The sequence below is a fragment of the Gimesia sp. genome (genome assembly GCF_048260065.1).
GTDB lineage: Bacteria > Planctomycetota > Planctomycetia > Planctomycetales > Planctomycetaceae > Gimesia.
Genome location: NZ_JBLXHC010000008.1, coordinates 149,857 through 176,042, shown reverse-complemented (window position 1 = coordinate 176,042; position 26,186 = coordinate 149,857). Strand labels below are relative to the sequence as shown.

Annotated in this window: 21 protein-coding genes and 1 tRNA gene; 10 read left to right on the top strand and 12 right to left on the bottom strand. The window is 52.0% G+C overall.

The annotated features are described in order from the left end of the window. Positions 1 to 12: 12 nt before the first annotated feature. From ACN0YN_RS16690 to ACN0YN_RS16665, 6 genes are all read right to left on the bottom strand, one after another. On the bottom strand, positions 13 to 1,077 hold the full coding sequence (locus tag ACN0YN_RS16690) for an LVIVD repeat-containing protein (protein ID WP_417386163.1): 1,065 nt from the start codon (positions 1,075 to 1,077) through the stop codon (positions 13 to 15). A gap of 111 nt (positions 1,078 to 1,188) precedes the next feature. Next, on the bottom strand, positions 1,189 to 1,566 hold the full coding sequence (locus ACN0YN_RS16685; RefSeq protein WP_417386162.1) for a carboxypeptidase-like regulatory domain-containing protein: 378 nt from the start codon (positions 1,564 to 1,566) through the stop codon (positions 1,189 to 1,191). Further along, entirely contained in the window at positions 1,559 to 1,735 is a 177-nt protein-coding gene (locus ACN0YN_RS16680; protein WP_417386161.1) for a hypothetical protein, read from the bottom strand. Before ACN0YN_RS16680 ends, ACN0YN_RS16685 begins: the two co-directional genes overlap by 8 nt. 42 nt (positions 1,736 to 1,777) lie before the next feature. Then, entirely contained in the window at positions 1,778 to 2,767 is a 990-nt protein-coding gene (locus ACN0YN_RS16675; RefSeq protein WP_417386160.1) for a DUF1559 domain-containing protein, read from the bottom strand. Between the two features lie 90 nt (positions 2,768 to 2,857). After that, the gene (locus ACN0YN_RS16670; RefSeq protein WP_417386159.1) at positions 2,858 to 4,159 is read right to left on the bottom strand and encodes a FecR family protein; all 1,302 of its coding nucleotides are present in this window, start codon (positions 4,157 to 4,159) and stop codon (positions 2,858 to 2,860) included. Next, complete coding sequence (locus ACN0YN_RS16665; protein ID WP_417386158.1) at positions 4,156 to 4,746, bottom strand: sigma-70 family RNA polymerase sigma factor; 591 nt, start codon at positions 4,744 to 4,746, stop codon at positions 4,156 to 4,158. Before ACN0YN_RS16665 ends, ACN0YN_RS16670 begins: the two co-directional genes overlap by 4 nt. A gap of 424 nt (positions 4,747 to 5,170) precedes the next feature. Between ACN0YN_RS16665 and ACN0YN_RS16660 the strand changes: the two genes are divergently transcribed. Beyond that, positions 5,171 to 6,109, top strand: coding sequence for a tetratricopeptide repeat protein (locus ACN0YN_RS16660; protein ID WP_417386157.1), 939 nt, complete (start codon positions 5,171 to 5,173; stop codon positions 6,107 to 6,109). Between the two features lie 78 nt (positions 6,110 to 6,187). Here ACN0YN_RS16660 and ACN0YN_RS16655 read toward each other — a convergent pair. Then, positions 6,188 to 6,272 (bottom strand) — tRNA-Leu (locus ACN0YN_RS16655). 310 nt (positions 6,273 to 6,582) lie between these two features. Here ACN0YN_RS16655 and ACN0YN_RS16650 point away from each other — a divergent pair. Further along, the gene (locus tag ACN0YN_RS16650; protein WP_417386156.1) at positions 6,583 to 9,768 is read left to right on the top strand and encodes a YCF48-related protein; all 3,186 of its coding nucleotides are present in this window, start codon (positions 6,583 to 6,585) and stop codon (positions 9,766 to 9,768) included. A gap of 149 nt (positions 9,769 to 9,917) precedes the next feature. Then, a complete protein-coding gene (locus ACN0YN_RS16645) occupies positions 9,918 to 10,880 on the top strand; it encodes a hypothetical protein (protein WP_417386155.1) in 963 nt (320 codons plus the stop codon). An 11-nt stretch (positions 10,881 to 10,891) separates the two neighbouring features. Here the strand turns inward: ACN0YN_RS16645 and ACN0YN_RS16640 are convergent, their stop codons facing one another. Next, the gene (locus ACN0YN_RS16640) at positions 10,892 to 12,367 is read right to left on the bottom strand and encodes a sodium:solute symporter (protein ID WP_417386154.1); all 1,476 of its coding nucleotides are present in this window, start codon (positions 12,365 to 12,367) and stop codon (positions 10,892 to 10,894) included. A 244-nt stretch (positions 12,368 to 12,611) separates the two neighbouring features. On the opposite strand from ACN0YN_RS16640, the gene murQ reads away from it, so the two are divergent. Further along, positions 12,612 to 13,508, top strand: coding sequence for an N-acetylmuramic acid 6-phosphate etherase (gene murQ / locus ACN0YN_RS16635; protein ID WP_417386153.1), 897 nt, complete (start codon positions 12,612 to 12,614; stop codon positions 13,506 to 13,508). 1 nt (position 13,509) lies between these two features. Continuing rightward, positions 13,510 to 14,463: a BadF/BadG/BcrA/BcrD ATPase family protein gene (locus tag ACN0YN_RS16630; RefSeq protein WP_417386152.1), complete on the top strand. Its 954-nt coding sequence runs from the start codon at positions 13,510 to 13,512 to the stop codon at positions 14,461 to 14,463. An 11-nt stretch (positions 14,464 to 14,474) separates the two neighbouring features. Here the strand turns inward: ACN0YN_RS16630 and ACN0YN_RS16625 are convergent, their stop codons facing one another. From ACN0YN_RS16625 to ACN0YN_RS16615, 3 genes are read right to left on the bottom strand one after another with little or no spacing between them, the layout of a single operon-like run. Next, positions 14,475 to 15,293 carry an SDR family NAD(P)-dependent oxidoreductase gene (locus ACN0YN_RS16625; RefSeq protein ID WP_417386151.1) on the bottom strand — a complete coding sequence of 273 codons (819 nt, stop codon included), beginning with the start codon at positions 15,291 to 15,293 and terminating at the stop codon, positions 14,475 to 14,477. Positions 15,294 to 15,345: 52 nt separating this feature from the next. Then, a complete protein-coding gene (locus tag ACN0YN_RS16620; protein ID WP_417386150.1) occupies positions 15,346 to 16,254 on the bottom strand; it encodes a succinylglutamate desuccinylase/aspartoacylase family protein in 909 nt (302 codons plus the stop codon). Between the two features lie 36 nt (positions 16,255 to 16,290). Continuing rightward, a complete protein-coding gene (locus tag ACN0YN_RS16615) occupies positions 16,291 to 17,271 on the bottom strand; it encodes a peptidylprolyl isomerase (protein ID WP_417386267.1) in 981 nt (326 codons plus the stop codon). 236 nt (positions 17,272 to 17,507) lie between these two features. Here ACN0YN_RS16615 and ACN0YN_RS16610 point away from each other — a divergent pair, with 236 nt between their 5' ends. The 5 genes from ACN0YN_RS16610 to ACN0YN_RS16590 all read left to right on the top strand — a co-directional run bounded on the left by ACN0YN_RS16610 (position 17,508) and on the right by ACN0YN_RS16590 (position 24,494). After that, on the top strand, positions 17,508 to 18,404 hold the full coding sequence (locus ACN0YN_RS16610; RefSeq protein ID WP_417386149.1) for a mechanosensitive ion channel family protein: 897 nt from the start codon (positions 17,508 to 17,510) through the stop codon (positions 18,402 to 18,404). 793 nt (positions 18,405 to 19,197) lie between these two features. Next, on the top strand, positions 19,198 to 20,361 hold the full coding sequence (locus tag ACN0YN_RS16605; protein ID WP_417386148.1) for an ROK family transcriptional regulator: 1,164 nt from the start codon (positions 19,198 to 19,200) through the stop codon (positions 20,359 to 20,361). A 52-nt stretch (positions 20,362 to 20,413) separates the two neighbouring features. Then, positions 20,414 to 20,938, top strand: coding sequence for a DUF1572 family protein (locus ACN0YN_RS16600; protein WP_417386147.1), 525 nt, complete (start codon positions 20,414 to 20,416; stop codon positions 20,936 to 20,938). A gap of 184 nt (positions 20,939 to 21,122) precedes the next feature. Then, a complete protein-coding gene (locus ACN0YN_RS16595) occupies positions 21,123 to 22,919 on the top strand; it encodes a hypothetical protein (protein ID WP_417386146.1) in 1,797 nt (598 codons plus the stop codon). 183 nt (positions 22,920 to 23,102) lie between these two features. Next, the gene (locus ACN0YN_RS16590) at positions 23,103 to 24,494 is read left to right on the top strand and encodes an SGNH/GDSL hydrolase family protein (protein WP_417386145.1); all 1,392 of its coding nucleotides are present in this window, start codon (positions 23,103 to 23,105) and stop codon (positions 24,492 to 24,494) included. A 97-nt stretch (positions 24,495 to 24,591) separates the two neighbouring features. Here ACN0YN_RS16590 and ACN0YN_RS16585 read toward each other — a convergent pair whose 3' ends face one another. Beyond that, positions 24,592 to 26,031, bottom strand: coding sequence for a sodium:proton antiporter (locus tag ACN0YN_RS16585; protein WP_417386144.1), 1,440 nt, complete (start codon positions 26,029 to 26,031; stop codon positions 24,592 to 24,594). Between the last annotated feature and the right edge of the window lie 155 nt (positions 26,032 to 26,186).

The following is a 26,186-nucleotide window of genomic DNA, read 5'->3' as shown; positions in this document are numbered from 1 at the left end:
AAGCTCGACCTTCTATTTTTCGAGGTCCCGCCGATTCAGAATCACCAGACTGTCGCCGGTTCGTGCACCGACAAAAACAAAGTCGCCCCGTGCAGCCAGCCCGTAGGGGCGTTTCATCAAGGGGTGGCTGAACGACGTCACGAACCGGGGATTTGCCGGATCCGAAATATCGACAACACCCACGCCATCTCCTTCAATGATCGGGAAATAGGCACGCTCCCCCACCACGGCACAACGATTTGGCTTACTCAAACGGGCATCTACCAGGGTGCCTTCAATCCGAGGCAGTTTGCTGTCTGACATTTCAGCCAGATTGATCACCATCATGGCGTCGTGCGGCCAGCATGCGATATAGAAACGGTCGCCCACCACGGTTCCAATCGCCTCGGAAAGATACGGGTCTGTCAATTCACCCACCAGGCGTGGCTGAGTTGGATCCGCCACGTTCACCACTGCCAGCCGATTCTGTTTGCCAAAGACGGTTCCGACTAATGCATAGTCACCGTGCATCGTCACACAGTAGGCACCGTCACGGTCCGTTGTGACCGGGATCTTACTCACAACCTGCGGTCTCGTTTTGTCCCGGACATCCACGATATACAAATTCTTCTCTCCCTGGTGGGACATATAACAATAGCCATCCCGATACGCCATTTTGTAGAGGGGGCCTTTGCTCCCCTGTTGACTGATGCGAACTTTTCCCAGGAGCTTCATTTTCTCCGGAATCGACACATCGACGATGAGTAAAAAGTGACTGCGTTGCGAGGCGAGGTAGGCGGTGCTTCCATCCAGGGCAAAACCGGTGACATCATCCAGGTCCGGATCCCTGAATGTACCCACCACTCGTGGCCGGGCAGGATCTTTAATGGAACAGACCGTCAGGCAATGCCCTTCCCGGCACGGTAAATATGCCAGATCACCGCTCAGAAAGATATCTTCCACTCCATTCAGGTTTTCGCTGTCGACCAGAGACCCGACAATGGGAGGCGCCGCACTAAGGATAGTCACGTCAGCCTGGTACAGGACTCCGAACAGAATCAGCAAAGTCCATTTCCAGGCAGTCTCGACACCTTGCATAAATCAGCTCCCGTTAACAGTCAGTGCTTTTCGGCGTTTCCGGTCCGCACATCTTTAATTTGAAATTCCAAAACGCTTCTTCACATTGCTCAGCGATCTGTTCGTTCCGCTTCAATCAAGATTGAAATCGAATGTACTTTCTCCCTCTTTGACTTCTGCTTTCAGTTTACTGGTTTGCGAAGAATGATACTTCTGCGGGATGGTTGCAGTCCCCGGCGGCAACGGAATCGTCTGGTCGAGCTCGTCTCTCGTGGAGGGGGGAGAAACAGAAACGAGATATTCCCCCGGAGGGACGCCGTTACCGTATTGAGACCGGATCTGGTAGCTGCCATCCTCGGCAATCGTAGCAGCTGCCGCGAAACCCTGGTCGGTATCGGCAAAGGTAATGATCGCGTTGGTCGCCGGTTTCGCATTCACCATAACCTGTCCGCTTACGGGAACCACGGTCGGCTGATTAGCATCGGAACAACCGACGGGGACGCTACACAAACATCCCCAGCATACAAAATGCATAACTGACTTTATTGACTTGAAACATGTCTCCATCGTGCCCGCTCCTTACAAACTTACGATCCTGCTCGTTCGATTTGGGATCAATCAGGTCTGCTTCTGATCGTGCTTCATGAAACCGCTGCTCCTCCCGGAAAAGTGATGGCACACTTTCTCTGGATGGAGAAACGAGCAACCCTTGTTGCAGCGATTAATATTCACCTAATACCATGCCGTCATTGCGAACGGCGAGAGGAACCAGGATGCCGTCAAAATCGATACTCTCCGAGAGAAATTTCACGCTGCCGTCACCACGCAGTACAAATGCGCCTCCGGCATGAACTGACTGGACCCCGTTATTTGTTCCATATTCAAGACTGCCGCCGGCATCATTCGTCTTGGTTTTGAAGTTGACCTTGTAGCGAATCGTGGTCACATTGTGGCAGTCATTGACACTGGATGTTGTCCAGTTTGACGTTCCCGGATAGCCGGCGGCTCCCGCTCCCATTGCGAACCCCCAACGCCAGGAATTTCGCAGATCCACTTTCGCACCCGAAGAATCGATTCCGTAGTCAGATTGTTCTGCGACAATAATGGTATTCGACAAACCGTCAGTGAACTCCCGGGATTGAATTGATATGTTAGGTGGCATTGCACCGTTGGAACAGACAACCCCGTAGAGCCCCTGCATACAGCGGGCACCGACTGTCGTAGAAATCGGATCTTTGGCAGTGGGGGCACCCGAAATTCCCACATATGAGGAGGCACTGAAACGCGGGGAGACCGCAGCACGCGAAAGGTTATCCAGTGGAGAAGAAGGACACTGAAATGTACTGATGACTTTGTCCCCAAACGCAGCGACAGTCGAAGCAGGTGCATAGTTTGTCCGGCCACCCATTTCTCCGACAAACGTCCAATGGTTATAGAGGGAATTTTCTTCGATATAGGGAAGGATGGCGACCATCCAGGAAGAGGCATAACGGTGCGCGCTGCCAATGGGCAGACCGTTAAATGTGTCGTGATAATTATGCAAAGCCAGCCCCAGCTGCTTCATATTATTCTGGCATTGTGAGCGACGGGCTGCTTCCCGTGCCTGTTGCACCGCAGGCAGCAAGAGCGCAACCAGAATGGCGATGATGGCAATTACCACCAGTAATTCAATTAATGTAAAACCGCGTTTCTTTCGGCGACTCGGTAACATGGTTTTTCTCCCGTGTAAATGGATCAGAATACTCACTGGCATTATGCAGGGTATTGTGTTTATGAAATGAAGAGGCTTTGATTTTCTGAATTATGGATAGTAGATGTTTTTAACGATCATAAAATCTCCTACATCAGGATTGTCTGAAAACCAGTCGGGGCGAATGCTGAGTTCATGCAGTTGATCTCCGTAACGGAGACCATGTATCATGCCCGATTCCTCTTCCCAAAGGGTAACCCTGCGCGTCCATTCACCGGCTTCATTTTTCTCATGCGCTTCCGCCTGGGCGATCAACACATCCGATTTCACAGGTGTGAAGTTGAAATATTGATTATTGAAGTGCAACTGCCATGCACTGCTGGATTGATTGAATTTCACTTCCACAAAATGTGCAGCCTGACTGTTCCAATGCTGCGGATCGGGAACGAGATCCCGGAAGCGGTCTGCAGCCGGTGTTTCTGAATACATGATGTAGGAGGGACTTTGAACGGGAGGATTCGGTAACTCACCGTCAGTCGCCTGATAAATAAACGTGACCTTCGTGCGACGGAGATAGGACATCCCCGGAAAAAACGTGTCGTTTAACTTCTGGACGGCAGTCAGAAACCGGGGGGAGACGTTCTCGGAAGGTTGCCACTGATTTTCAGAGGCTTCCGCAAACATGGTTTCACCCTCGGTCAGTGGAATTTTCTCGCCAGTGGGGCCTGCCAGTTCCACTTCTCCTTTGAAGACCTGGACGGCTGCAGTTTTCTTTTCATCCACTTCAACCCCGAATACGGTCCCCAGATCAACAATTGCGCCACGGGGAGTGTCTACGGTAAATCCTTTTCCCGCGGGAGTCGTCACTTTGGCAAACAGCATCCCCCGTGTCAGGTGAAGCCCGTTATTGCCAGTAACCTGAAACGCGGAATTCGGAGAGATCAGAACTTTAACGCCAGTCGGAAAACTCAGTTGCAGACTTCCATCGTCCAGCATTCGCTGCTCAACCTGGAGACGGGATTTGTCCTCAGCAGCAATTCGGTTCTGTTCTACTTCAGTCGATTTTGAAGTGACAAGGTAGCCGATATAAAACAGTGTACTGCACGTCAGTAGCAGAGAGGCTGTCACCAGCAACATCTTTTTTTTGTTGATCTCTTTTTTTGCCAGTTCCTTCCGTCGATTTTGGTTCGCGCGCGTCGACGATAAGGCATCTGAGGGGGTTGCAGGTATGGGAGAAGCGCTGAGGATCAGATTGGAATGGATATCGATCAACTGCAGATAAACAGTTTGTGCCTCCGGGTCTTTACGAATCAGGTCGGCCAGTTCCTGCTCCTGCGCAGCGGTTGCTGTTTCGTCTAATACCTGAAAGACCAGTTTCACAAGCCGGGCGTGTTTTTTGAGTAAGCGACTCATGCTTCACGATCCTCCGACATCTTGCGTTCAATGCACTGGAATAACAGTTTGCGAATCCTGCCTAACTGCTGATAGATATTCCTGCGCGAACAGCCTTTCTTCTCTGCGGCATCCTGGGCACTTTCAGGAGAGTTGTAATACAGGTCGAGCAGGTTCAGGTCCTGCTGATCCAGTTGCCCCTTGCATTCCTCCAGGAATTCCTGCCGTAACTCCAGAAGTTCATAGCGCTCTTCTCTGCGAATTGAGAGTTCTTTAATTAACTGTTCATCAAAGCCGACAATGAAACGCCGCTGCTTTCGCAGTACTTCCAGCACCACCAGGCGTGCAATACCACAGGCCCAGCGAGTGAAATCGCGATCGGGCTGAAATTCATCAAATTTCTGCCACAGAACGACGGATGTTTCCTGCATGACTTCATCCGCATCTGATTTTCTGGGAACCAGGGAATAGATATATCTGTATACATGCGGGTAGGCGGCTGAGTAATACCGCATGAACGGACGATGGTCGAGCGGAGGCATTAGCTCTTTATCATCGGGAAATTGAGTCGAAGCATATTTCTGACGAGTGATACTGCGTGTATACATAGTTGCGCACCTGAAGCCGTGGTCAAAAAAGACGGAGCTATCTGTATTGCTGTTTCAGAGGGGAAATGGAAATACAAATCGCCTGGATTTCGCAAATTAACGTAATCTGAACAGTTTTGAATTTCCCAATCAATAACAGTCTAAAAGATGCTGATGCTGTCACCCGCAGATTGTGCCGTCTTCAAAATGTTCGAGAGAACCTGCGAAGAGCGTATCTCACAAACTCCTTAAACTGAGGCTGTGAGTCGTATTGCAGAAAACATTTTTGAGGATTATTTCGATTTGAGTTGATATGCCGAGAACGTGACTACTTTTCTGATCATTTCCATCCTCATTTTTTTATCTGATTGACAGCTGTAACAGGGGGTTGGAGGATTAATTCTGTTACCTGTTTTCGACTCTTTCTGGCTGGGATAAAAAAGTGATGTCACAAGCACGATACTTCAGGAATTTTGGCCCTTCTCTCAGAGTGCTCACTTCTGTTGTCTGCTGTCTGATTCTGTCGAGTGGCTGTCAGGAGAATCCGAGCGCCGATCCATTCCAGGCTGCAGAACAGGGGGATGCCAGGGCCCAAAATAATCTGGGAATCAGGTATACAGCGGGAGATGGGGTCAAACAGGATCTGGCTCAGGCTGTGAAGTGGTTTAGAAAAGCAGCCGAACAGGGATTTTCCGAAGCACAAAATAATCTGGGAATTAGTTATCGTGATGGAAAGGGAGTTCAGCAGGATTATGCGCAGGCACTGGAGTGGCTTGAGAAAGCTGCAAAACAGAATCTGGCTATCGCACAATACAATTTAGGGCTCATGTATGCCAAAGGAAACGGCGTCGAACGTGATTATACTGCTGCAGTGCAGTGGTATCGCAAAGCTGCCGAACAGGGATGTGCGGAAGCAGAAACCAGCTTAGGGATCTGTTTCCGTGACGCGAAGGGAGTTCAGAAAGATGATGCCCAGGCTTCAGAGTGGATTCGCAAAGCTGCCAGGCAGAATCTGCCTATTGCGCAACACAATTTAGGATACATGTACGCGACCGGAAACGGTGTCGCGCAGGATGATGCAGAGGCGGTGGAGTGGTATCGCAAAGCCGCCGTGCAGGGATTTGCGGAAGCACAAAATAATTTAGGAATGAGCTACCGTAACGGAAAGGGTGTTCAGAAAGATGATGCTCAGGCGGCAGAGTGGTTTCGCAAAGCGGCAAAGCAGGGTCTGGCCATATCCCAATACAATCTGGCATTTATGTATGCAGAGGGCGCAGGGGTTAAGCAGGATCTCACCGAGGCTGCAGAGTGGTACCGTAAAGCAGCTGAACAGGGCCATAAAGCTTCCATTCAAGCTTTAGAGCAGCTGGAAAAACTTCCATAGGCTATCTGAATCTGAATTCCTGGACGGCGCACAAAAAAAGGACTCAGAGCTGAATGCCCTAAGTCCTTTAATATTTAGTGCCCAAGAGAGGACTCGAACCTCCACGGGGATTACCCCCACTAGCCCCTCAAGCTAGCGCGTCTGCCAATTCCGCCACTTGGGCTCATTTGTGACTCAAATCAGACTACCTGTACGGATGACTGAAAATGGTCTCCATGAAGAGGATTTCCCAGTATAACAATCCGGGTAGGGCCATCAAGGGAAGCGGATGGCAATCTGGGAATGAAATGACCGGGATTTCAGGAAAATGCTCCTGTAATGCGTTTAAACTTCCTCTCCCTTAAAATCTGCATTTTTTGTAAACTGTACAGTCCTGAATTCAAGAGCAACGGAGGCCCGGCAGTGGAACTGCTCTGGTCTGCAGCTTTGGCCCGCTGCTCTGTGACGTGTTTTTATTCGAACAAGGATGTCCGATGCTGTTTCAAACCCGAAAGAATGAAAAACTCCTCGTGCACTGTCTGCTGTGGGGATTGCTCTTCCTGTCCGGTTTCTTGCTGAATCAGTCGTCTCTGTCTGCTGACACACGCTCCCCGTCTGCAGGTTCGCCTCTGCTGGACGATGCGAATCTGCATGCCGTCCAGTTTCTGGGGAAAAATACTGGCTGGGCTGTGGGGGATCGGGGCGTGATTCGCAAAACCGAGGATGGGGGCCGCACCTGGCAGTTTGTAGCCAGTCCCGTGGATTGTCCGTTGAGGCACATCTGCTTTCTGACGAACCAGATTGGCTGGATCGCAGGTGGGGGGACCGCTGCATACGGACATCTGAATCAGGGCGTGCTGCTGTACACAAAAGATGGCGGCCAGACGTGGCAGGAACTCGTTCAGCAACGGTTGCCTCGGCTGCATTACGTGCGTTTTTTCGGGATGAATGAAGGCGTGGTGATCGGAGACAGTTCGGTGCAGCATGCGTCAGGAGTTTTCAAAACGACAGACGGCGGACAGACGTGGCAGGATGTGACCGGTTACGAGTCGGCCGGTTACCGCAGTGCCGCGTTTTTTGATGTGGGAACAGGACTCGTCGCAGGTTCACAGGGACGGCTGACACTGGTGGGGGGCGGCTCGGTGCTGCCTCCCCGATTTCCGCCACAGGGGTTACGTGGACTGCAGGATGTCCAGGTGCCGATGACCGGAGCTGGCTGGATGGTCGGCGACGGGGCGCTGCTGAGAAAAACGGAGAACCGGGGGATCGTCTGGGAGATGCCGGAAACGGCGCTGCCCGATCAACTGAAAGATTTTACTGATTTCAAAACGGTCGAAGTGCGCGGCGAGCGGATCTGGGTTGCCGGTGATCCGGGTTCGGTGATCTGGCATTCGGATGATCGCGGGCGATCATGGCGACAGCAGTGGACCGGCCAGGGTGCACCGCTGGCGTCGATTGATTTTGTCGACGATCAGAACGGGTACGCCGTCGGTGCACTGGGAACGATCCTATCAACCGATGATGGCGGGCGGACGTGGCGTTCGAACCATGCGGCTCCGCGACGTGTGGCTTTCATGTGTGTGCATGCTCAGCCGCAGCAGGTTTCGTTTGATCTGTTAAGTAAGTATGCCGGCGATCAGGGGTATCGCAGTCTGGTGGTGTTGCCGATTCGTCGCGATCTGGGTTCGGAAGGACAGAAGAATGCCGATCTGGATTTACGCCTGAATGAAGCGGTCACCAGTGTAGGGGGCGGTGTGGGAAGCATGGACTGGCGTTTTCCGGTACAGATTCCGGAACTCGAACAGAATGCAGATCGCCTGATTGAGGAATGGAACCGTCATACGGAAGGGCGGCTGGCGTCGGTCACTTTGAGTCGCTTTGTGGCGCAGCTGCGGACGTGGCGTCCGGAAGTTCTGATTCTGGATCAGCCGGTTGGAAAGGATGCGGCTTCGACATTGATGAAAGATGCGATGCTGCAGGCCGTGCGTTATGCCGCCGATCCAACGCGTTATATCGAGCATCGCGAACAGGCGGGCCTGGGGCCGTGGAAGGTCAAGAAAGTCTATCTGCGATTGCCAGCAGGGAGTTCAGGAAATGTGTCTGTGGAAGCGGACGAATATCTGCCGCGACTGGGAACAACGGCATCAACGGTGTCTGCGACCGGGAAACAGATCCTGGGGAAAGAACTGAGTTCCGATGCTGCCCGGAGCGTCTATCGACTGGTTGAGGTTGAGCAGGGTGAAAAACCTGCGATTACGGGGGGAAGCCTGTTTGCCGGGATCGGCCTCGCGCCGGGATCGGATGCCCGCCGCATGCTGAATGAAATCAATGCGGACGATGAAGAACGCAACCGCCAGCTGGCAGAGCGTCAGCGGAATATCAGAGCGATGGCGGCGAAGCTGATTGACGACCCGCTGTTTTCTGCACAGCTGATGTCACATTTGAAAACAATTACGCAGGGCCTCTCCCGTCGCCAGGCGGCGTTGCAGCTGGAACAACTGGCGCAGCAGTATGTGGCCAGTTATGATCTGGAAAAAGCAGAAGCGACCTACCAGGAACTGGTGGAACAGTTTCCGCGCGAGCCGGAAGCAGTGCAGGGCATGTTGTGGCTGTTCCAGCTCTGGTCGAGTGAAGAAATCGCGTGGCAGCGCAATCGAGGTGTATCTGTGGAACGGACGCGTTCGACGAATAATCCCACACAGGCTGGAAGTCCGGTACGCAATGCGTTTCAGTTTTCCGAGCAGTTGCCGTCCCCGGCTCTGGAGACGGTAAGGCAGGTGGGCCAGATCAATACCGGTGCGCCCGAAAACTGGAGTACGCAGAATGCAGAGAGCTGGAAGAAGCAGGCACTGTCCGCTGTCAAATGGTTTCAGAAGTATGCACCGGCGTTTTTAGAAACACCCGAAGTACAGATTCCGCTGGCCTCGCTGTATCGGCTGATCGGTTCCCACGGCAAAGCGGATGACATCTTTTATAATTACCATAAACCGGAGGCGAATGAAGCGTGGCGGAACATTGCCAAAGCGGAGAACTGGTTGCTGCATCCGGCGAGTACGCCGCCACGCCCTGTGTATCTGTGTCGCTTTACGAAAACGAGACCAGTGTTAGATGGTCTGCTGTCGGATGAATGCTGGCAGGCCGCTGATGAATTGACGCTGACAGAGAAACCGGCAGCCGGGAAGGTGAATCAAGCGGATGCTGGAGCTGACGTACTGGACCGGGCATTTGTGCTGCTCTCATATGACAATGAAAATCTTTATATCGCGGCGAGTATTCCGATCAAAGCGGGACTGGATTATCCGGCGGCTCCCGATACCGGTCGGACGTATGATGCAGATCTGAAGCTGCAGGATCGGCTGTCGCTGGCATTTGACATCGACCGGGATTACACCACGTATTACCAGATGGAAATCGACCATCGGGGCTGGACCAGTGATCGCTGCTGGATCGATCGCAGCTGGAATCCACGCTGGTATGTGGCCCGGGAAAAGGATCAACAGGCGTGGCGGACCGAGATCGCGATTCCCCTGTCTGAGCTGGCACCTTCGACCCGTTTGAAGCGGAGCACCTGGGGTCTGTCTGTCGTACGAATTCTGCCTGCAATCGGACTGGAAGGCTGGAATCATCCACTGACGGTCGAACCGCGGCCCGATACATTCGGTCTGATTCGTTTTGAATAAACGGTCGCTGGCCGGGAATTAATGCGATTTCATTTTTGGCGGGCGGTCATCGTTTCGCTGACGGGGTGAATGACCTATTATGCTCAAAGATGTTATTCGGCGGAGACAAGTGCTCTGCAACGCGTTCCTTGAGCAGACAGTGGTTGAAAATGGGTTTGATTATCGGCATGGATGAAGCTGGCTACGGTCCCAATCTAGGGCCACTGGTTATCACTGCCAGCTTGTGGAAAGTCCCCGATGATCCCCGGCAGTTTGATTTCTGGCCGGCGCTGGAGTCAGTGGTTTCGCAAAAGAAACCTCGCAAGAATTCCCAACATCTGCATGTAGCGGATTCCAAGCAGGTACACTCCGCCACTGCAGGACTGGGACCGCTCGAACGTTCGACGCTACCGTTTCTGCAACTGCACAACCAGGCGGATCGGCTGGCATCGCTGGGAGAATTATGGCGGTTGCTGATCGCATCTCCCGAACATCTGGAAGAAATCCAGAGTGAACCGTGGAACGGGGAGCGTCGCTATGAACTGCCTGCAGTTGTTGATGTGGACGAAGTTGAGGATTCTCGACAAAGTCTGCAGCAGGCGCTGGAGTCAGCGGGCATCGAATTGCGGGGGATCTGTTCGGAAATCGTATTGCCCGAGCGGTTCAATCGTTTATGCAGCGAGTATGGCAGCAAGGGGGTGATGCTGACGCGACTGTGTATGAATCTGCTGACGCGGGTCTGGGACCGGGAAAGTGCTGAGCCGACATTGATCATTGGCGACAAGCATGGCGGGCGAAACCGCTATGATGAATTCCTGGATGAAATTCTGGACGGGGAGATGATTTTTCGCGTCGAAGAATCGACCCAGAGAAGCGTCTATAAAATCGGTAATACAGAGATTCGTTTTCAGACCAGGGCTGAGGAACACTTTCCGGTGGCGGTTTCTTCGATGGTGTGCAAGTACACGCGGGAAGTGATGATGGAGCAGTTCAATCAGTACTGGTGTGAGCATGTGGCGGATCTGAAGCCAACGAAAGGTTATCCCGTTGATGCGCGGCGTTTTAAAAATGAGATTGCCGTCGCACAGGAGCGGCTGGAGATTTCCGACCAGATACTGTGGCGCGGACAATAGAAGATTCCCGATTACTCTGCGACCGGTGGTTGCTGGTTCTGCGGCAGAAATCGGCTGCTGAGAATGCCGACGACGAATACGGTGGTCGCGCCGATTAACGTGTACCAGGGCCAGGCGACTTCCTGTTTCATGGCGAAGGCCACATATAAAACGACTGTGAGACCGATGACAAAGCCCAGCAGGGCGGACGCCTGTGAAGCCTGCCTGCTGAAGGTTGCCAGGAAGAAGATGCCCAGAATCAGCCCGGTGGATATACCGGCAATCGCCAGAACACTGCCGACCACGCTGCTGGAAATGGACTGACTGGCGATGCCAACCGCAATCTGGGCACAGCCAAACAGGGCGGTGAAAATGCGGCTGAGGCTGACCAGTTCAGACTGCTGTTTATGGGTAGAAGTCAGGGGCAGGTAAAAATCATTTACGAGAGCGCTCGTAGTGGAACTGAGTGAGCTGGAGAGTGTCGACATGGCGGCAGCGAAGACGGCAGCCAGGGTGAGCCCTTTTACTCCGACGGGCAGGTGGTCGATAATGAAAGAGGCGAAGACTTCGTCCGGTTTTTCGAACGGAGTCGCGGGGGGAAACGTCGCGTAGAACGCGGCGAGTGCGACGCCCAGCAGCAGAAAGAGTGCGAACTGAGCCAGGACGAGAAAGCCACTGCAGCCCAGTGCTCTGGCGGCGTCTCTCTGATTCTTTGCACCGAGGTATCGTTGGATCATGAGCTGGTCGGCTCCGTGTGTCGCCATGGAGAGGAACATGCCCCCCACCAGGCCGGCCCAGAAGGTGTAGCTTTTCGCCAGGTTCCAGTGGAAGTCGAACATCGTGAATTTCTGGTTGGCAGCCGCGAACTCTTGATAACTGTTCCAGCCGTCCGGCAGGTCATTGATAATCACAGCGAAGGCAAACACCGCACCGGCGATATAAATGACGAACTGCAGACAGTCGTTCCAGACGACCGACTTCATACCGCCCAGGCAGGTGTAAATGATGGTGCCAATTCCGATGACGACCACACAGAGGGGGAGTGGGATGCCAACCACTTTTTCGAGTACGAGGGCGGTCAGATAAAGTCTGAGACCGTCAGCGAGTGTCCGCATGACGATGAACGTGAGCGAGGAGACCCGTTCGGTTGTCCCCCCGAATCGATTTTTGAAGACTTCGTACGCCGAGTAGATTTCGCCACGAAAATAGAGGGGGAGCAGAAACAGAATGACGAGGAAGCGACCCACAATATAGCCGAGGGGGAGTTGCAGGAACTGCAGGTTACCACCCGGCGCAAACGCGATGCCCGGCACACTGAGGAAGGTAACGGTACTGGTTTCGGTGGCGACGATGGAACCCAGAATGGTCCACCAGGGGAGCGTTTTTCCGCCGAGCAGGTAATCGGAGAGATCTTTCTGGCGGCCACCAATCCAGGAACCGAACAGGACGACCGCCAGCAGGTACAGGACCAGAATCATGATATCGGTCGTTCCGATGGCGATATTCACTGCGGCGACTCCTGTATCTATGGAAAATCAATTGGGTTGTGGGAGTGAGACGACCAATACAGACGGGGACCTGATCAGAAGCGAGCGAGACTGACTCAGAATCGTGGGTTCTATCCTTTCAGGATTCAGGAACCCGGTTATCATAGTAGCTGGCTGATTTTATTTTTGACAGTCCGAGATGAGTTCAAAGGTTTGAATGCATCTGGGGTGCGACAATTCATTCACAGCGGATTCCGACGAAAATATGTTAGAGCATTTGACCACCGAGCAGCGTAATCCGGCATCAGATCAGATTGATTCGATGAACAGTCTGGAAATTGTCCAGCTGATGAACGCCGAAGATGCAAAGATCACTGCGGCAGTGGAGAAGGAAGCGACGACGATCGCTGCTGCCATCGACGTGATTACCGAAGCATTTCTGCAGGGAGGTCGTCTGATTTATATGGGGGCGGGAACATCGGGACGGCTGGGCGTGCTGGATGCCAGCGAGTGCCCTCCCACGTTTAACAGTCCGCCGGAACTGGTGGTGGGCCTGATTGCGGGGGGACAGGCGGCGCTGACGAATGCGATTGAAGGGGCCGAAGATCATGGCGAATCTGCAGTCGCTGATTTACAGAGGTTGAACTTCGGGAAAAAAGACGTGCTGGTAGGAATCGCGACCAGCGGTCGGACGCCTTATGTGATCGCCGGTCTGGAGTATGCACGAGAGCAGGGGGCGCAGACGATTGCGTTGACCTGTAATCAGGAGAACCAGTTATCCGCAGTGGCGGCGTTGACGATCTGCCCCGTGGTAGGGCCGGAAGTCGTCACCGGTTCAACGCGTCTGAAAGCAGGGACCGCTACGAAAATGGTGTTGAACATGCTGACGACCGGGGCGATGGTGCGCGTGGGTAAAACGTATGGCAATCTGATGGTGGATTTGCGGGCCACGAATCAGAAGCTGGTGGACCGTTCGATTCGGATCCTGATGGCATTTACTGACCTGTCCCGCGATGCAGCGGCGACTGTGCTCAAGGATTGTGGCGGCAAATTGAAAACGGCGATCGTGCATGTGAAACGGAATGTTTCTCCTGAAGCGGCTGATGAACTGTTGAGCCAGGCAGAGGGGCATCTGCGACGGGTTCTGGAAAAGTCTGAGTGATATGAATCTGCAGTCGAAACAACTGGTGCTGGGAATTGATGGGGGAGGCTCTACTACCCGGGCTGCGCTGGCGGTGGTATCGGATTCAGCGGACTTTCCTATTGTCGGTCGGGGAAACGCGGGGGCTTCGAATTTCAATTCCTGTGGCTGGGATGTGGCGACGCGAGAGGTCCAGCTGGCAATTCAAAGCGCGTTTGAGTCTGCAGGGACCGAAGTGCATCGTGTGGCTGCGATCTGTCTGGGGATGTCAGGAGCGGGCCGCAGTGCCGAGCAGCAGGCGTGGAAACACTGGGCTGAGGATAGCGGCGTTGCAGAACAGGTGAGTGTCGTGACAGACGCGGAGACCGTGCTGGCAGCCGGGACGCCGGACGGAACAGGGGTGGCGCTGATTGCCGGAACTGGTTCACTGGCGTTCGGGAAGAACGCAGCAGGAGCAGTCGCACGCGCCGGAGGCTGGGGTTATCTGCTGGGTGATGAAGGGAGCGGGTATCAGATTGCACTGGCGGCGCTGCAGGGCATCGCGCGCGCCGTTGATGGACGTGGTCCCGAAACCGGTCTGCAGGCTTTGTTTCAGAAATCGCTTTCGTTGAATGATCCGCGAGAACTGATTGGTTATCTGTATCAGGCTGACAGAGAGCGGAGTGAAATTGCGGGTTTGTCGCGACTGGTGTTTGAGGCAGCGGATCAGGGGGATGCAGTGGCGCGGACTGTTCTGCAGCAGGCCGTTTCTGATCTGGCGGAGCTGGTGCAGTCGGTTGTGGTGAAGTTGTCTTTTTCCGGTGGTGGTTATGGGCTGGCGTTGACGGGGGGAATCCTGCTGCATCAGCGGGATTTTCGCGTTTCTCTGCTGGAGCGATTACGGGAGCAGGAACTGGAACCCGCGACGATTGAATGCGTGGATGATGCGAGTCTGGGGGCGGTTCGACTGGCGATCAATGGTTTGAAACACGCATGAGTCAGAGTCATTTAGTCTGCGGGAAACTCTGAGGGGAGTTGCTGGTGCTTGATCGAGTAGGGGCTGCATTGCTGTTTCCAGCCGCCGTCGACGGTAATCGTCGTGCCTGTGAGATAGCTGGCATCTTCACTGGCGAGCATGGCGATGACACGCGCGATTTCCTCAGGCTGTGCCCAGCGGCGGAGGGGGATCATGTCTTCTGAACTTTGCCGAACCGGGTCTGTGCCTGACTCCTGTTTTTGAGTGGTGTCATATTTTCCCATGGCGGTGTCAATGGCACCGGGATTGACGCAGAGGACGCGAATGCCGGCGGGGCCGTACAAGGTCGCGAGTTCATAAGTGAGTGAGTCGAGGCCGCCTTTCGCAGCGACATAGCCGGGACTGATGCCGGCCGCCATCTGTGACTGGATACTGGAGACGTTGATAATGACTCCCTGTTTTTGCTTTTCCATCTGTTCGGCACACCAGCGTGAAAGAAAGGCGGGCGCTGTCAGGCAGACGCGGAGTGTTTTTTCCCAGCTGGCGAGATCGATTTTCCGCATGGTGGTAATCTCGCGCCAGGCCGCGTTGTTGACGAGGACATCAATGCGACCCCAGTTTGAGATACATTGTTTGACGGCGGACTGCGCGTATTCCAGATCGGAAAGGTCGCCGAGACAGGTCAGGAATTGTGCCCCGGCCTGATCGATACGGCTGGTGACGGGCTGCAGGTCTTCTCCCGGGAGTGCCAGCAGCACGCAGTCATAACCCTGTTCCGCGAATCGAACCGCGGTTTCGCCGCCGATACCTCCTGCGGCACCGGTGATCATTGCTACGGGACGCTGATTCATCATTTCATCCTTTATATTTAAAGCTGCCGGAATTCATACAAGCGGGGAGCGATTAAGAGTGTTCTGTTTCCAGAAGCACTGCCAGCCATTCGTTTTGTTCGACATAAGGTAAGGTGCGGAGGCCGAGGATGACGCCGGTCTGTTTTGCTGTGACTGTGGTGATCTGATCTCCGGTGACAGACGAGATGGTTCCCAGGGAATCGCCGGCCTGAACGTGATCCATCAGTTTGACAGCCGGTTCGAAGAAACCGGATACCGGAGCGTTGTTATGCAGTTGCAGATGTCCGCTCTCGCTGCGGTCGTCTTCGATATGATACAGAGGCGATTTCCGCTCGATGGAGATTTCCAGCATCTCCAGTTCTTCCATCACAGAGAGGCAGCCGGACGTGTAACCGGCGACGGCTTCCTGATTACAGCCACTGCCGCCCCCCCATTCGGCATAGATGGCGGGGACACCCAGATCACGGGCTGCGGAGAGTGAGCGACCATCCAGGTGAGCTGAAGTTCCCCAGACGACGGGGAGGTTGATCGCGAGTGCCATCCTGCGCTGCATGTCCAGAATCTCCGGATTGGGATGCAGGGTGTAACCGGAGAAGGGGGCCAGATTGGAGATCACGCCTCCGGTATGCAGGTCGATCAGGTAGTCGGCGGACTGAATGAGTTGAGTCGCCTGGCTGGCAATCTGCTGGGTAATGGTTCCTTCGGGAGAACCGGGAAAGGTGCGGGCCAGGTCCAGATTGTCTGGTCCGGTCCGGCTGGTTCGTTCGTAGGCGGGCTCATTCACGACGGGAACGAGGGTGACTTTGCCGGTTAATTTTGTGTTGTCGATGCTGGTGATCAGCTTGCGGACGGCCGCCATTGGTTCATATTCATCGCCGTGTATGCCTCCAAAAATCAGCAGGTGAGGACCGGACTGAGTACCTTCAATGACCACGGTTTGAAACAGACTCGGTTCAGACATGGAATGATTCCAGACAGGAAGGATGTAAATGCGGGATCAGCTGGGACGATCAATTTTCCAGTCGATTTTAGCAGTACTGCGTAATGACTGAATGGTTTTGTCCCAGAGGGAGCGCGAGAGGCTGCGATAGATTTCGCCGCGGACATCTTCGAGACTGAACTGTCCGGGGTGTTTTTTATTGAGTTGGGCGATGTGAATGCCAAACGGGGTTTGAAACGGATTGCTGATGGTACCTTCCTGGAGCGGAAAAATATTCTGAGTTAAGACCAGAGGCATTTTACCGCGATAGGCTGAGGGTACGAGTTTCCCGCCATCCTGTTTGCTGGGAGCAGCCGAGTATTTGGCGGCTGCTTCTGCGAAGGTGAGCTTGCCGTCGAGGATCTGCTGGCGGATGTCTGTCAGCTGTGCCTTGGTTTTGTCGACGGATTCCTGGTTCGAGGGATCTTCCGGTTTTAATAAAATATGGCTGGCTTCAATGCGGGTGCCGTCTAATTCTTCATGATGTTCTTTGAAGTAGGCCTGAATATTTTCCGTTGTGATCTGGCTGCCGGCATAGATGTTCCAGGCGAGGGGCAGTTCGATGGCGGCGCGCAGTTTTTCCGGGGGGAAGCCCATTTGTGAAAGCGTCTGATCGGGATCACCGACTGATTTCTGAATGATCGCTCGGATTCGGGTTACGCCTTGATCGAGCACTTTCGCGGGGACCGTGATTTTCTTATCCGCCAGGAACTCCTGGATCAGTTTCTGGTTGATCAGGCTTTCGAGAAGTTGTGCAGGGGACGGTTTCTGATCACCGGCCATTTTGCGGGTGAGTGTTGCGAAATCCAGGTCAGCCTGAGTGATCGGTTGGCCGTTTACCGTGAGCAGAACTTTGGTTGTGTCTTTTGCTGCGGGTGCTTTATCGGGGGCTGAAAGGGCACCTGATACAGGGAAGAAGAGAAAGAGAGCCAGCGAACTGACGATGAGAACGGCGCGGAGATAGATAAACATTCCAGGTTGCTTCCTGCGAAAAATCAATTCGAAATCAAAACCGGCTACACTGGTATATGATTGCCGATTGTAGTATGTCGAAGGTGAATTGTCAGTCTGAATCCGGTTCGCAAAATAATGAAATTCGAAGTTGGACTCAATCTCCAAACATCCTAGAATCAGGCCAGTCAGAGACGTTTGATCCGAGCGTGCTAAGGTTTTTGCCTGCGGACAGCGGTTTCTGGAGCAGATCCATTTTCATTTCTAACAGAGGAGACCAGGCGATGTGGTCGATTATCTTTGCACAGGAGAAGCCTGCTACGACAGTAGATCCAATGCATGCTGTCAACGGAATCTGGAATACCGTCAGAGAATACCTGGCGACGCAGGGGGTGCATTTAGTCATCAATCTATTGCTGGCACTGCTGATTTTTCTGGTAGGTAAGTGGGTTACCAATATTCTCAGCCGATTCTGTAACCGGTTGATGAAACAGGCCAAGGTCGATGACACGCTGGCGCGGTTCCTGGCAAATATCGTTTATGCTGTTTTGATGGTGATGGTAATTCTGGCAACGCTTTCCAGGTTGGGAATCAATACGACTTCGATGGCTGCCGTTGTCGCAGCTGCCGGTTTTGCGGTTGGCATGGCTTTCCAGGGGACGCTGGGCAATTTTGCCTCGGGGGTGATGCTGATTCTGTTCAAGCCTTTTCGTGTGGGGGATTATATCGAAGCAGGCGGGACGGCAGGGATTGTAGAAGAAATTCAGATCTTCTCTACATTCCTGCGCACGGGTGACAATATTGCGATTGTGGTTCCCAACGGTCATATTGCCAGTGGAACGATTCGTAATTTCTCCAAGAAGCCGACCCGGAGGATTGATCTGGTCATTGGCTGTGGATATGACGATGACCTGAAAGCCGTCAAATCGTTTCTGGAAGAAGTGGTACAGGGAGATGAGAGGGTATTGTCCGATCCTGCTCCCGTTGTGGCTGTCAGTGAGTTGGGTGACAGCAGTGTGAACTTTGTGGTGCGTCCCTGGGTCAACAATGCTGATTACTGGACGACACGCTGGGATCTGACAGAGCGGATCAAACTGGGCTTTGATGAGCGCGGATTCAACATCCCTTATCCAACACGCGATTTGCATGTTTACAATGAGTCGTCTGTTGCGGGTGACTGACAGGCAATTGATATTCCGTCTTTTCTCAATCAAAAGTCTCGTGGCAGAAAACTGTCACGAGACTTTTGGCTTTCAATTCAGTCGTTCAGCCGGACTGTTTTTTTCGAAATCCGAGCCCACTTATGACCCACAGATTTCGTACTAATAAGGTCACAAGGTTCCATTGCTGTCATTCGAACTCTCTGTTGTTGAGTCGCTCGTCTGCTTTTATTTACTGTTAAAATTAACAGTAGATGGAATAATCGGAACGGAATTATTTTTAATCGATCTGTTTGTCCGATATGCAGGGAGTTACCTCCACACATTCACTTCCACCGTAGTTTATACTTTATCCAGAAATCGTCGGGAAGAATGCGTATCTCGATCGATCTCAGCCTGTAATTACAGGCTTTCTTGCAAATTCAACGACATAAGTAACCCGGTTGATCAAACCTGGTAGATTTCAACTCAAGCAGGCCCGAGTTGACTTCTGTTTGGTCAATCGGGTCTTTTCACGTCCAGATTCAGCGAAGTGATCATTATGGTTTCATATCTGAGACCGGGGCAGGAAAAGGCCGGAGATGAAAAAATGAATACCATTGTATAACGGGGCGTTTGTAATTATGTGAAGATTCCGTATTATATTAAGTTACAGTGACAGGACGTTTCACATTTCTGCAGCTTTCGCTCGCCAAGTTGCGCCAGTCTGATGAGGGCCTGTTCTCACTTTTTAATGATGATCAAGTGATTTGTTGAATTTATCTGGCAACCTGTCGTTGTTTTCTTCATTTCTTTCTATATACGTAGAGTGACTATGCAATCCCCACACCGACCGAGCTTACTGCGAAAAATGAACGTTCGTAAGGTTTTGGAAGTGATCCAGAGCCAGGGAACATTAACACGTGCTGATGTCATGCGTTGCTCAGGAATCAGCGCTCCCACAGTATCGAAAGCCGTTAGTGCCCTGCTGGACGCGGGACTGCTTGAAGAACGGGAGACGGCTGAGTTTTCTGTCGGGCGGCCGGGTAAATTGTTGCAACTTCCCCGCTTCAGTGCTCAGGTGATTGGAGTCGTTCTGGAATGGGATTACTGCTCGATTGTGGCATCCGGCCTGGATGGGCATTTGCACGAAGACAAACTGGATCGTTTTAAAACACCGCAGACTTATTCAGAACTGATTGAAATCATCTCCGGAAAGATTTTGAATCTGGTGGAGAAAGAAGAGATTCCTGCTTTGGGTGTCGGAATTACGGTACCCGGTCTGGTGAACAGTAACGATGGACGCATTTTCCTGGCTTCGAACCTGCATATTGTCGATGGTCAGGCTCCTGCCGTCGATATTGCCAGTCGCACCGATCTGGAATGTGTGCTCGTTCAGAAATCGACCTCATTGTGTCTGTCAGAGAAGACCTACGGGGCAGGTCAGTCCGTAGAAGATTTTATCAACCTGGATGTCACATCAGGATTTGGTATGGGCGTTTTCACTGGTGGTCAGTTGCTGGATGGCCAGCATGGTCTGGCTGGTGAAATTGCACATATCACTGTCGAACCCGAAGGGGGACGCATGTGTGGCTGTGGAAATCCGGGCTGCCTGGAAACCGTTGCCACCGATCTGGCATTAACTCACTATGTTTCAAAGCGACTTGGTAAGGAACTCGATTTCGAAGCGATTGCAGAACTTGTCAAGCAGGGTGAACTTGATATCACACCTGAATTAGATCGCACGATTGAATTCCTGGCGATTGGTGTTGCTGCGGCCATCAATATTTTCAATCCGGCAAACATCTTTATCACCGCACGATTGTTCGATCTGCGTGACGATGTGTTTGACAAGATGTGTGAGATTGCGAAGAGTCGTGCATTGCAGCCGTCTGCCAGTTCCTGTGAAATTGAACGTTCCAAAGGGAATAAATATCTGGGTGCCGTTGCCGGTATTATTAACCACCTGGCAAATTCCTTAGGCCCCCGTTTGACATAGCCTGCAGCAGGCTGCTGATGCAGGGGTTCACAGAGATAGAGATCACCAGAAGATGCCATCTGCTGCCGATCAGATTACCCGCGAATACATTCTGGAATCCCTGCATTTGCTGGAGCAGTCTGTTCACAAAATAAAGCACTGCCTGCAGCAACTGGATCTCAATCAGGTCTGGTGGCGACCGGAACCCGAACTCAACAGTATCGGGAATCTGATCCTGCATATTTGCGGCAACCTGAATCAGTGGGCTGTCAATGGAATCCCTGATCAGAAGGATGAGCGGCAGCGTGAGCTGGAATTCAGCGCAGATGTCAGACTCTCCGTGGATGAGTTAACAGAATTGATGACTCAGACCGTCGCAGAGGCAGGTTCTGTCCTGCATTCGCTTTCTCCAGAGGCGTTACTGGAAACACGTCAGATTCAGGGTTTCACGGTGACTGTGCTGGGGGCCATTTCTCATACAGCTCCGCATTTTGTCGGCCACACTCACCAGATTATTTACCTGACACGCCTGCAGTTGGGAAAGGCATACCAGTTTGACTGGTCCCCGAATTCACAACAGAAGCGGGTGCCGATTTAGTCAGGATTCGGTTGTCTCGCTGTTCATCACTTCGCAGCATTTCCAAAATAGAATACGAAATCACTCTGTCAAGAATCTCGTCATCAGGCGGATGCTGTTTATTTTTATGAGGACGGACCTGCGTTACAATAGCAACTGAGAGTCTCACTTTCTTTCTGATGAGGTCGGTAAAGGCGATAGCAATATGTCCCGTAAAGGAAAAAAGTCTTCCAGTAAGACTGAGAAACGGGTTTCCAGAAAAACAGTTGAAGCAGTTCCCCCTGCAGCGGAACTGCCTGTGGAAGTGGGGCAACAAACCTCGCTGTTTCCGCATGCGAGTCGTCTGCCCGTCGAGCTTTTCTTTTTAGGCCTGCTGTTGACCTGGACATTTCTGGTTGCCTGCTTTCCGTTACGGAATATGGATATCTGGTGGCATCTGCGAACAGGGCAATTGATCCTGGAGCGTGGCACGGTCCCCTATTTCGACTGGTTTACTTTCATTGATTATGATCGCCCCTGGATTGATCTGCACTGGGGGTTTCAGATTCTCGTGACCTGGCTTTATCGTTGGGGAGGCGTGGATTTACTGATTCTGGCCAAGTCACTCTGTCTGGCTCTGACGATTGGTGTCGCCTGGTATGCGTCCGGTAGATCATTGCCGGCCTGCTGGAAAGCGTTGTGCTGGATCTTACCGGTAATCTGTCTGTCAGGTCGCTCTGTCGTTCGACCTGAGATGTTATCACTGCTGTACCTTGCGATCTGGATGTATGTCATCAGTCAGCTTTCTACTCATCCCAGGCTGATCTATCTGATTCCCCTCATCGCATTACTGTGGGTCAACAGCCATGCCTTATTCGTGCTGGGCCTGGTAGTTAGTGGAATATTTGTGCTGGACTATCTGATTCGACATTGGGCACAGGGGCGATTTGGTATCGATGCGCCTGACAATTCGCTGTCTGTCGTTACATTGGTCAGAGCGGGTGTAGTGACGGTGATTGCCTGTTTTCTGAATCCCTATTTCGAGCAGGGTTTCCTGTTCCCATTGACGCTGTATGAAAAGTTCTCCGTTGATCAGGCTTTTTATTCCGTGAGAGTCGGTGAATTTCAACGGCCGCTGGATTTTATCAGACAGCATGGCCTGTGGAATCTGTTTCTGTTCTCACAGGTCCTGCTGGCGATACTGACTTTTTGCAGTTTTATTCCTCTGTTGATCTCAAAACGTGTGAACCCGTTTCGGATTCTGCTCTTCATAGCATTTACTCATCTGGCAATAAAGGCTTCGCGCAATACGGCCATCTTCGCTCTGATCTCGGGAATCATCTTAAGCGATAATTTATCGGACTGGTTACGGATGGTTGCGTTACGGAAAGAGCCCTCTCAGGGGGAAACCGCCGCCAGGAGTTCACTTCGATTACTGGATGAATCGTTACTTAAAAACGGGAGCTGCGCTATCCTGTTGCTGTTTCTGATGGTCAGTCTGTTGACCGGTTACTGGCATCAGTGGGGAGGAGAGGGAAAAGTTCTGGGGCTGGGAGAGCAGGAAGCATGGTATGCGCATGCGGCTTCCGAATTTGCGGGACAGCCAGGAATGCCAGATCGTGCCTTTGTCTCAAACAATGGGCAGGCAGCGGTTTATATTTTTCATAATGGGCCGGAAAAGAAAGTGTTTTTCGACGGCCGACTGGAAGTCAATTCCAAAGAGACGTTTCAGTTATATGAACAGTTTCAACAGCAGATGGCCTATAACATGGCTAACACGCCTGATTGGGCTTCTCTACTGGAAGATGAAAACGGCCAACTTCCCGCGATCATTCTGGACAGTCGATTTTCGCGAAACGAAATCAATGGTCTGTTAAACAATCCCCAGTGGCAACTGGTATTTGCTGATCAGACTGCCGCCGTATTTCTCGATCAAAAGACGGTAGATCGTCTGGAGTTGCCGGTGGCAGATCCCACTCCCCTCATGCACCCGCCTGGGATGACAGTTCGTGAAAATCAATGATCTGCTGAAGGTCTGTCGGTCAGTAAATCGACCGAAATTCAGCGGGCAGGAGACATGACGCTTGCAAAACAGATAAATTCAAAGGACATTAGCTTTTACATGAATAGTCAAACGGCTTACATGAATTTGCATGCAGGCCATCTTTTTTATAATTGAAGCAGGGGAAACATCATGAGAATTTCGATGATCAGAACAAATCTGGTCTATGCTATCACCGTTTGTACGCTCATTATGACAGCGGGTCTGTTACAGGCTCAGGAAGCACAACAGCAGGCTCATAAAGCACCATTGTCAAAGATGGAACTGGAATCGGGAGATTCCATTGTATTTCTGGGGGACAGCATCACGCATCAGTGTCTGTATACGCAATATGTGGAAGACTTCTTTTATACCCGCTATCCCAAGATGCGATTGAAGTTCCATAATGCAGGCGTTGGTGGAGCCAAGGCCTGGGATGCTCTGGCCCGTTTTGATCGGGATGTGGCTGCTTACAAACCCAAGTATGTCACCATTCTGCTGGGCATGAATGACGGACAGTATCAGCCATTCAATGAACAGATCTTCCAGACTTATTATAAAGATATGACAGAGCTGATCTCAAAAATTGAAGCGATTCATGCAAAACCCATCTTAATGACGCCGACCATGTTCGACGCGCGGGCAGCAAGAATGGGAACGCGGAAGCGGGATCCCAGTGCGGTCGAGTTGTACAACTCGGTCCTCGCGTATTACGGAACCTGGTTGCGTGAAGTGGCTGCAGAATCCGGATTCGGTTTTGTCGATATGTATGCTCCCTTGAATAACATCACGATTACCGCCCGTCAGAAAGATCCCAAGTTCACTCTGATTCGTGATGCCATTCACCCCGATGCTCCAGGTCAGGTGGTAATGGCGTATGCTTTGCTTTCTGACATGAATGTACAACGTCAGGTTTCCCGCATCACGATCAGTGAAAAAGCCAATGGAGAGCCGACATCAACCGCACGAGGCGGAAAACTGACGGATCTGGTTTATAGTGATGACGGTGTCTCTTTCACCTGGCTGGCAGACAGCCTGCCGTGGGTTGTACCGGAAGAAGCACAGCTGGGAGCTGAACTGACAAAGCTGGGCCATCGGATGAGCCAGGAAGCATTGTCGATTCACGGTCTGCCTGCTGGTCGTTATGAACTGACGATCGACGGCGAAGTGGCTGGTCAGTATTCTAATACCACGTTAGCCCAGCATATTGAATTACAGGGCAACGCGAAAACGCCTCAATATCAACAGGCGATGAAAGTGGCGTTGTTGAACAAAGAACGCAACGACGGTCCCGTGAAAAATAAACGGAACAGCTGGCGCGCGTTTCAGCAGTTTGCACGGATTAAACGGGAACTGGATGCCCAGACCGGCGAAAAAAATGCGAAACAGGTCGCACAACTGGAGCGTCTGGAAAAACAGCTGGCCAGCCAGGAAGAGGTGATCAAGGAGAGTGAAGCGGCTGCGATGGCATTGGAAGATAAGATTTACGAAGTGAATCAGCCAGTGGCACGGAAATATGTTTTAAAGAAAGTCGCCGGTGGTAAGAAGCAGAAATAAAACTGCAGCGAACCGGTTACATTAATCAAAAACAGGCAGCTCGAGAAAATATCTCTGGCTGCCTGTTTTGTTATATCTTGTTTAATTCTGTGACGGTCTAAAGCAGGAACACAAACGTCAACAGAACTGACAGTGGTAACAGTACCAGGCAGCTGTAAACCATGTACCCGAAAAAGCTGGGCATTCTGATGTTATTCTTTTCGGCGATGGCTTTCACCATGAAGTTAGGCCCGTTGCCGATATAAGTCATGGCACCCATGAAGACCGAGCCCAGACTGATCGCGATGAGGGCAAGTTCATTCACTTCTGCTATCTGTGGTCCAACTGACGGAGTCGATTTGGCGGTTTCAAAGAAGACGACATAAGTAGGCGCATTATCCAGGAAGCTGGAGAGTGAACCTGTGGCCCAGTAATACTTCCAGGGGGCATCAATGCCCAGTGATCCACCATACACATTCAGAATTTGGACGGGTGCCTGCATGCAGATAAAAATACCCACAAACAATGCAGCGACTTCCAGAATGGCTTCATAGTTAAAGGAGTTCTGCTCACGAATACTTTTGGAAGTGGTCAGTAGAGAGAGGCCTGCCAGACCAAACATACAGACTTCCCTGAAAAAGTGGGGAGCATGCCAGCCATTGGTGTAAGGAACCGGTTTGGACGGGTCGAGCAAGGCGACGCAGAAAATCACCAGCAGCAGCCACAGAAAATTCAGCCCGCCACGTAGTGCAAATGGTTCGATCGTTTCGGGAGGTGCTTCGACCTTTTCCCGGTTTTCTTTTTTATAGCGAATGGTGTCGTAGACGAAATAAATCGCCAGCAGGCAGAGGTTCATCGCCAGCCACATCGGCCACAGAGTCAGTGTCCAGGTGAAGGGAACGCCTCTCAGGAAGCCCAGGAAGAGCGGCGGGTCGCCAATCGGCAGCAGACATCCACCGGTATTACAGACAACAAATATGAAAAAGATGACAGTATGAGCGACATAATCGCGTTTTGCATTTGCTTTCAGCAGGGGACGAATCAGTAACATGGCCGCGCCGGTGGTTCCAATGAAACTGGAAATGGCGGCACCAATGGCGATGATGCCGGTGTTCAGACCGGGACGGCCTACCAGATTTCCATTGAAGGCAATGCCACCACTAATCACATACAGGCTGAAGAGCAGGGCAATAAACGGAATGTATTCCACCAGTAAGGCATTTTTAAGAACGACGATTGCTGCCGGAATTCCAGGGGCAGACATCTCATGTGTCCCGTGGTCGATTACTCCATGCCCATAAATGAATGTGTAATAGAGCAGTGTGACCAGGCCGAGGCTGACCGCAACCAGAAAGCGGTTTTTGTTGTGTTCCCACCACTCTTCGGTTTTATGAATCAGGGGCAGGAAAGCGATGCACAGTAACAGCAACGCAAAGGGTATGACACTATAGAAGGCAGGCGGCTCTGCATGAGCGTGCTGATCTGAGTGTGGCTGTTCTGTTGTGGATACTAAGTGTGTTGCATCCAGTTGCGTAGACGTATCAGCGATTAAGTTCATCTCAATCGCCCTCCGTAGTTTGGGGATTATTGTAAGTGGGTTAAATCTGGAAAATCCATTTTCCTATAGGACTGTGAAAACAAGAACTCTGCTTGTTGACTGGCGGTATGTAAAATCTGTGGATTATGGCATGATCGGAGTTTGTGTACAATGTC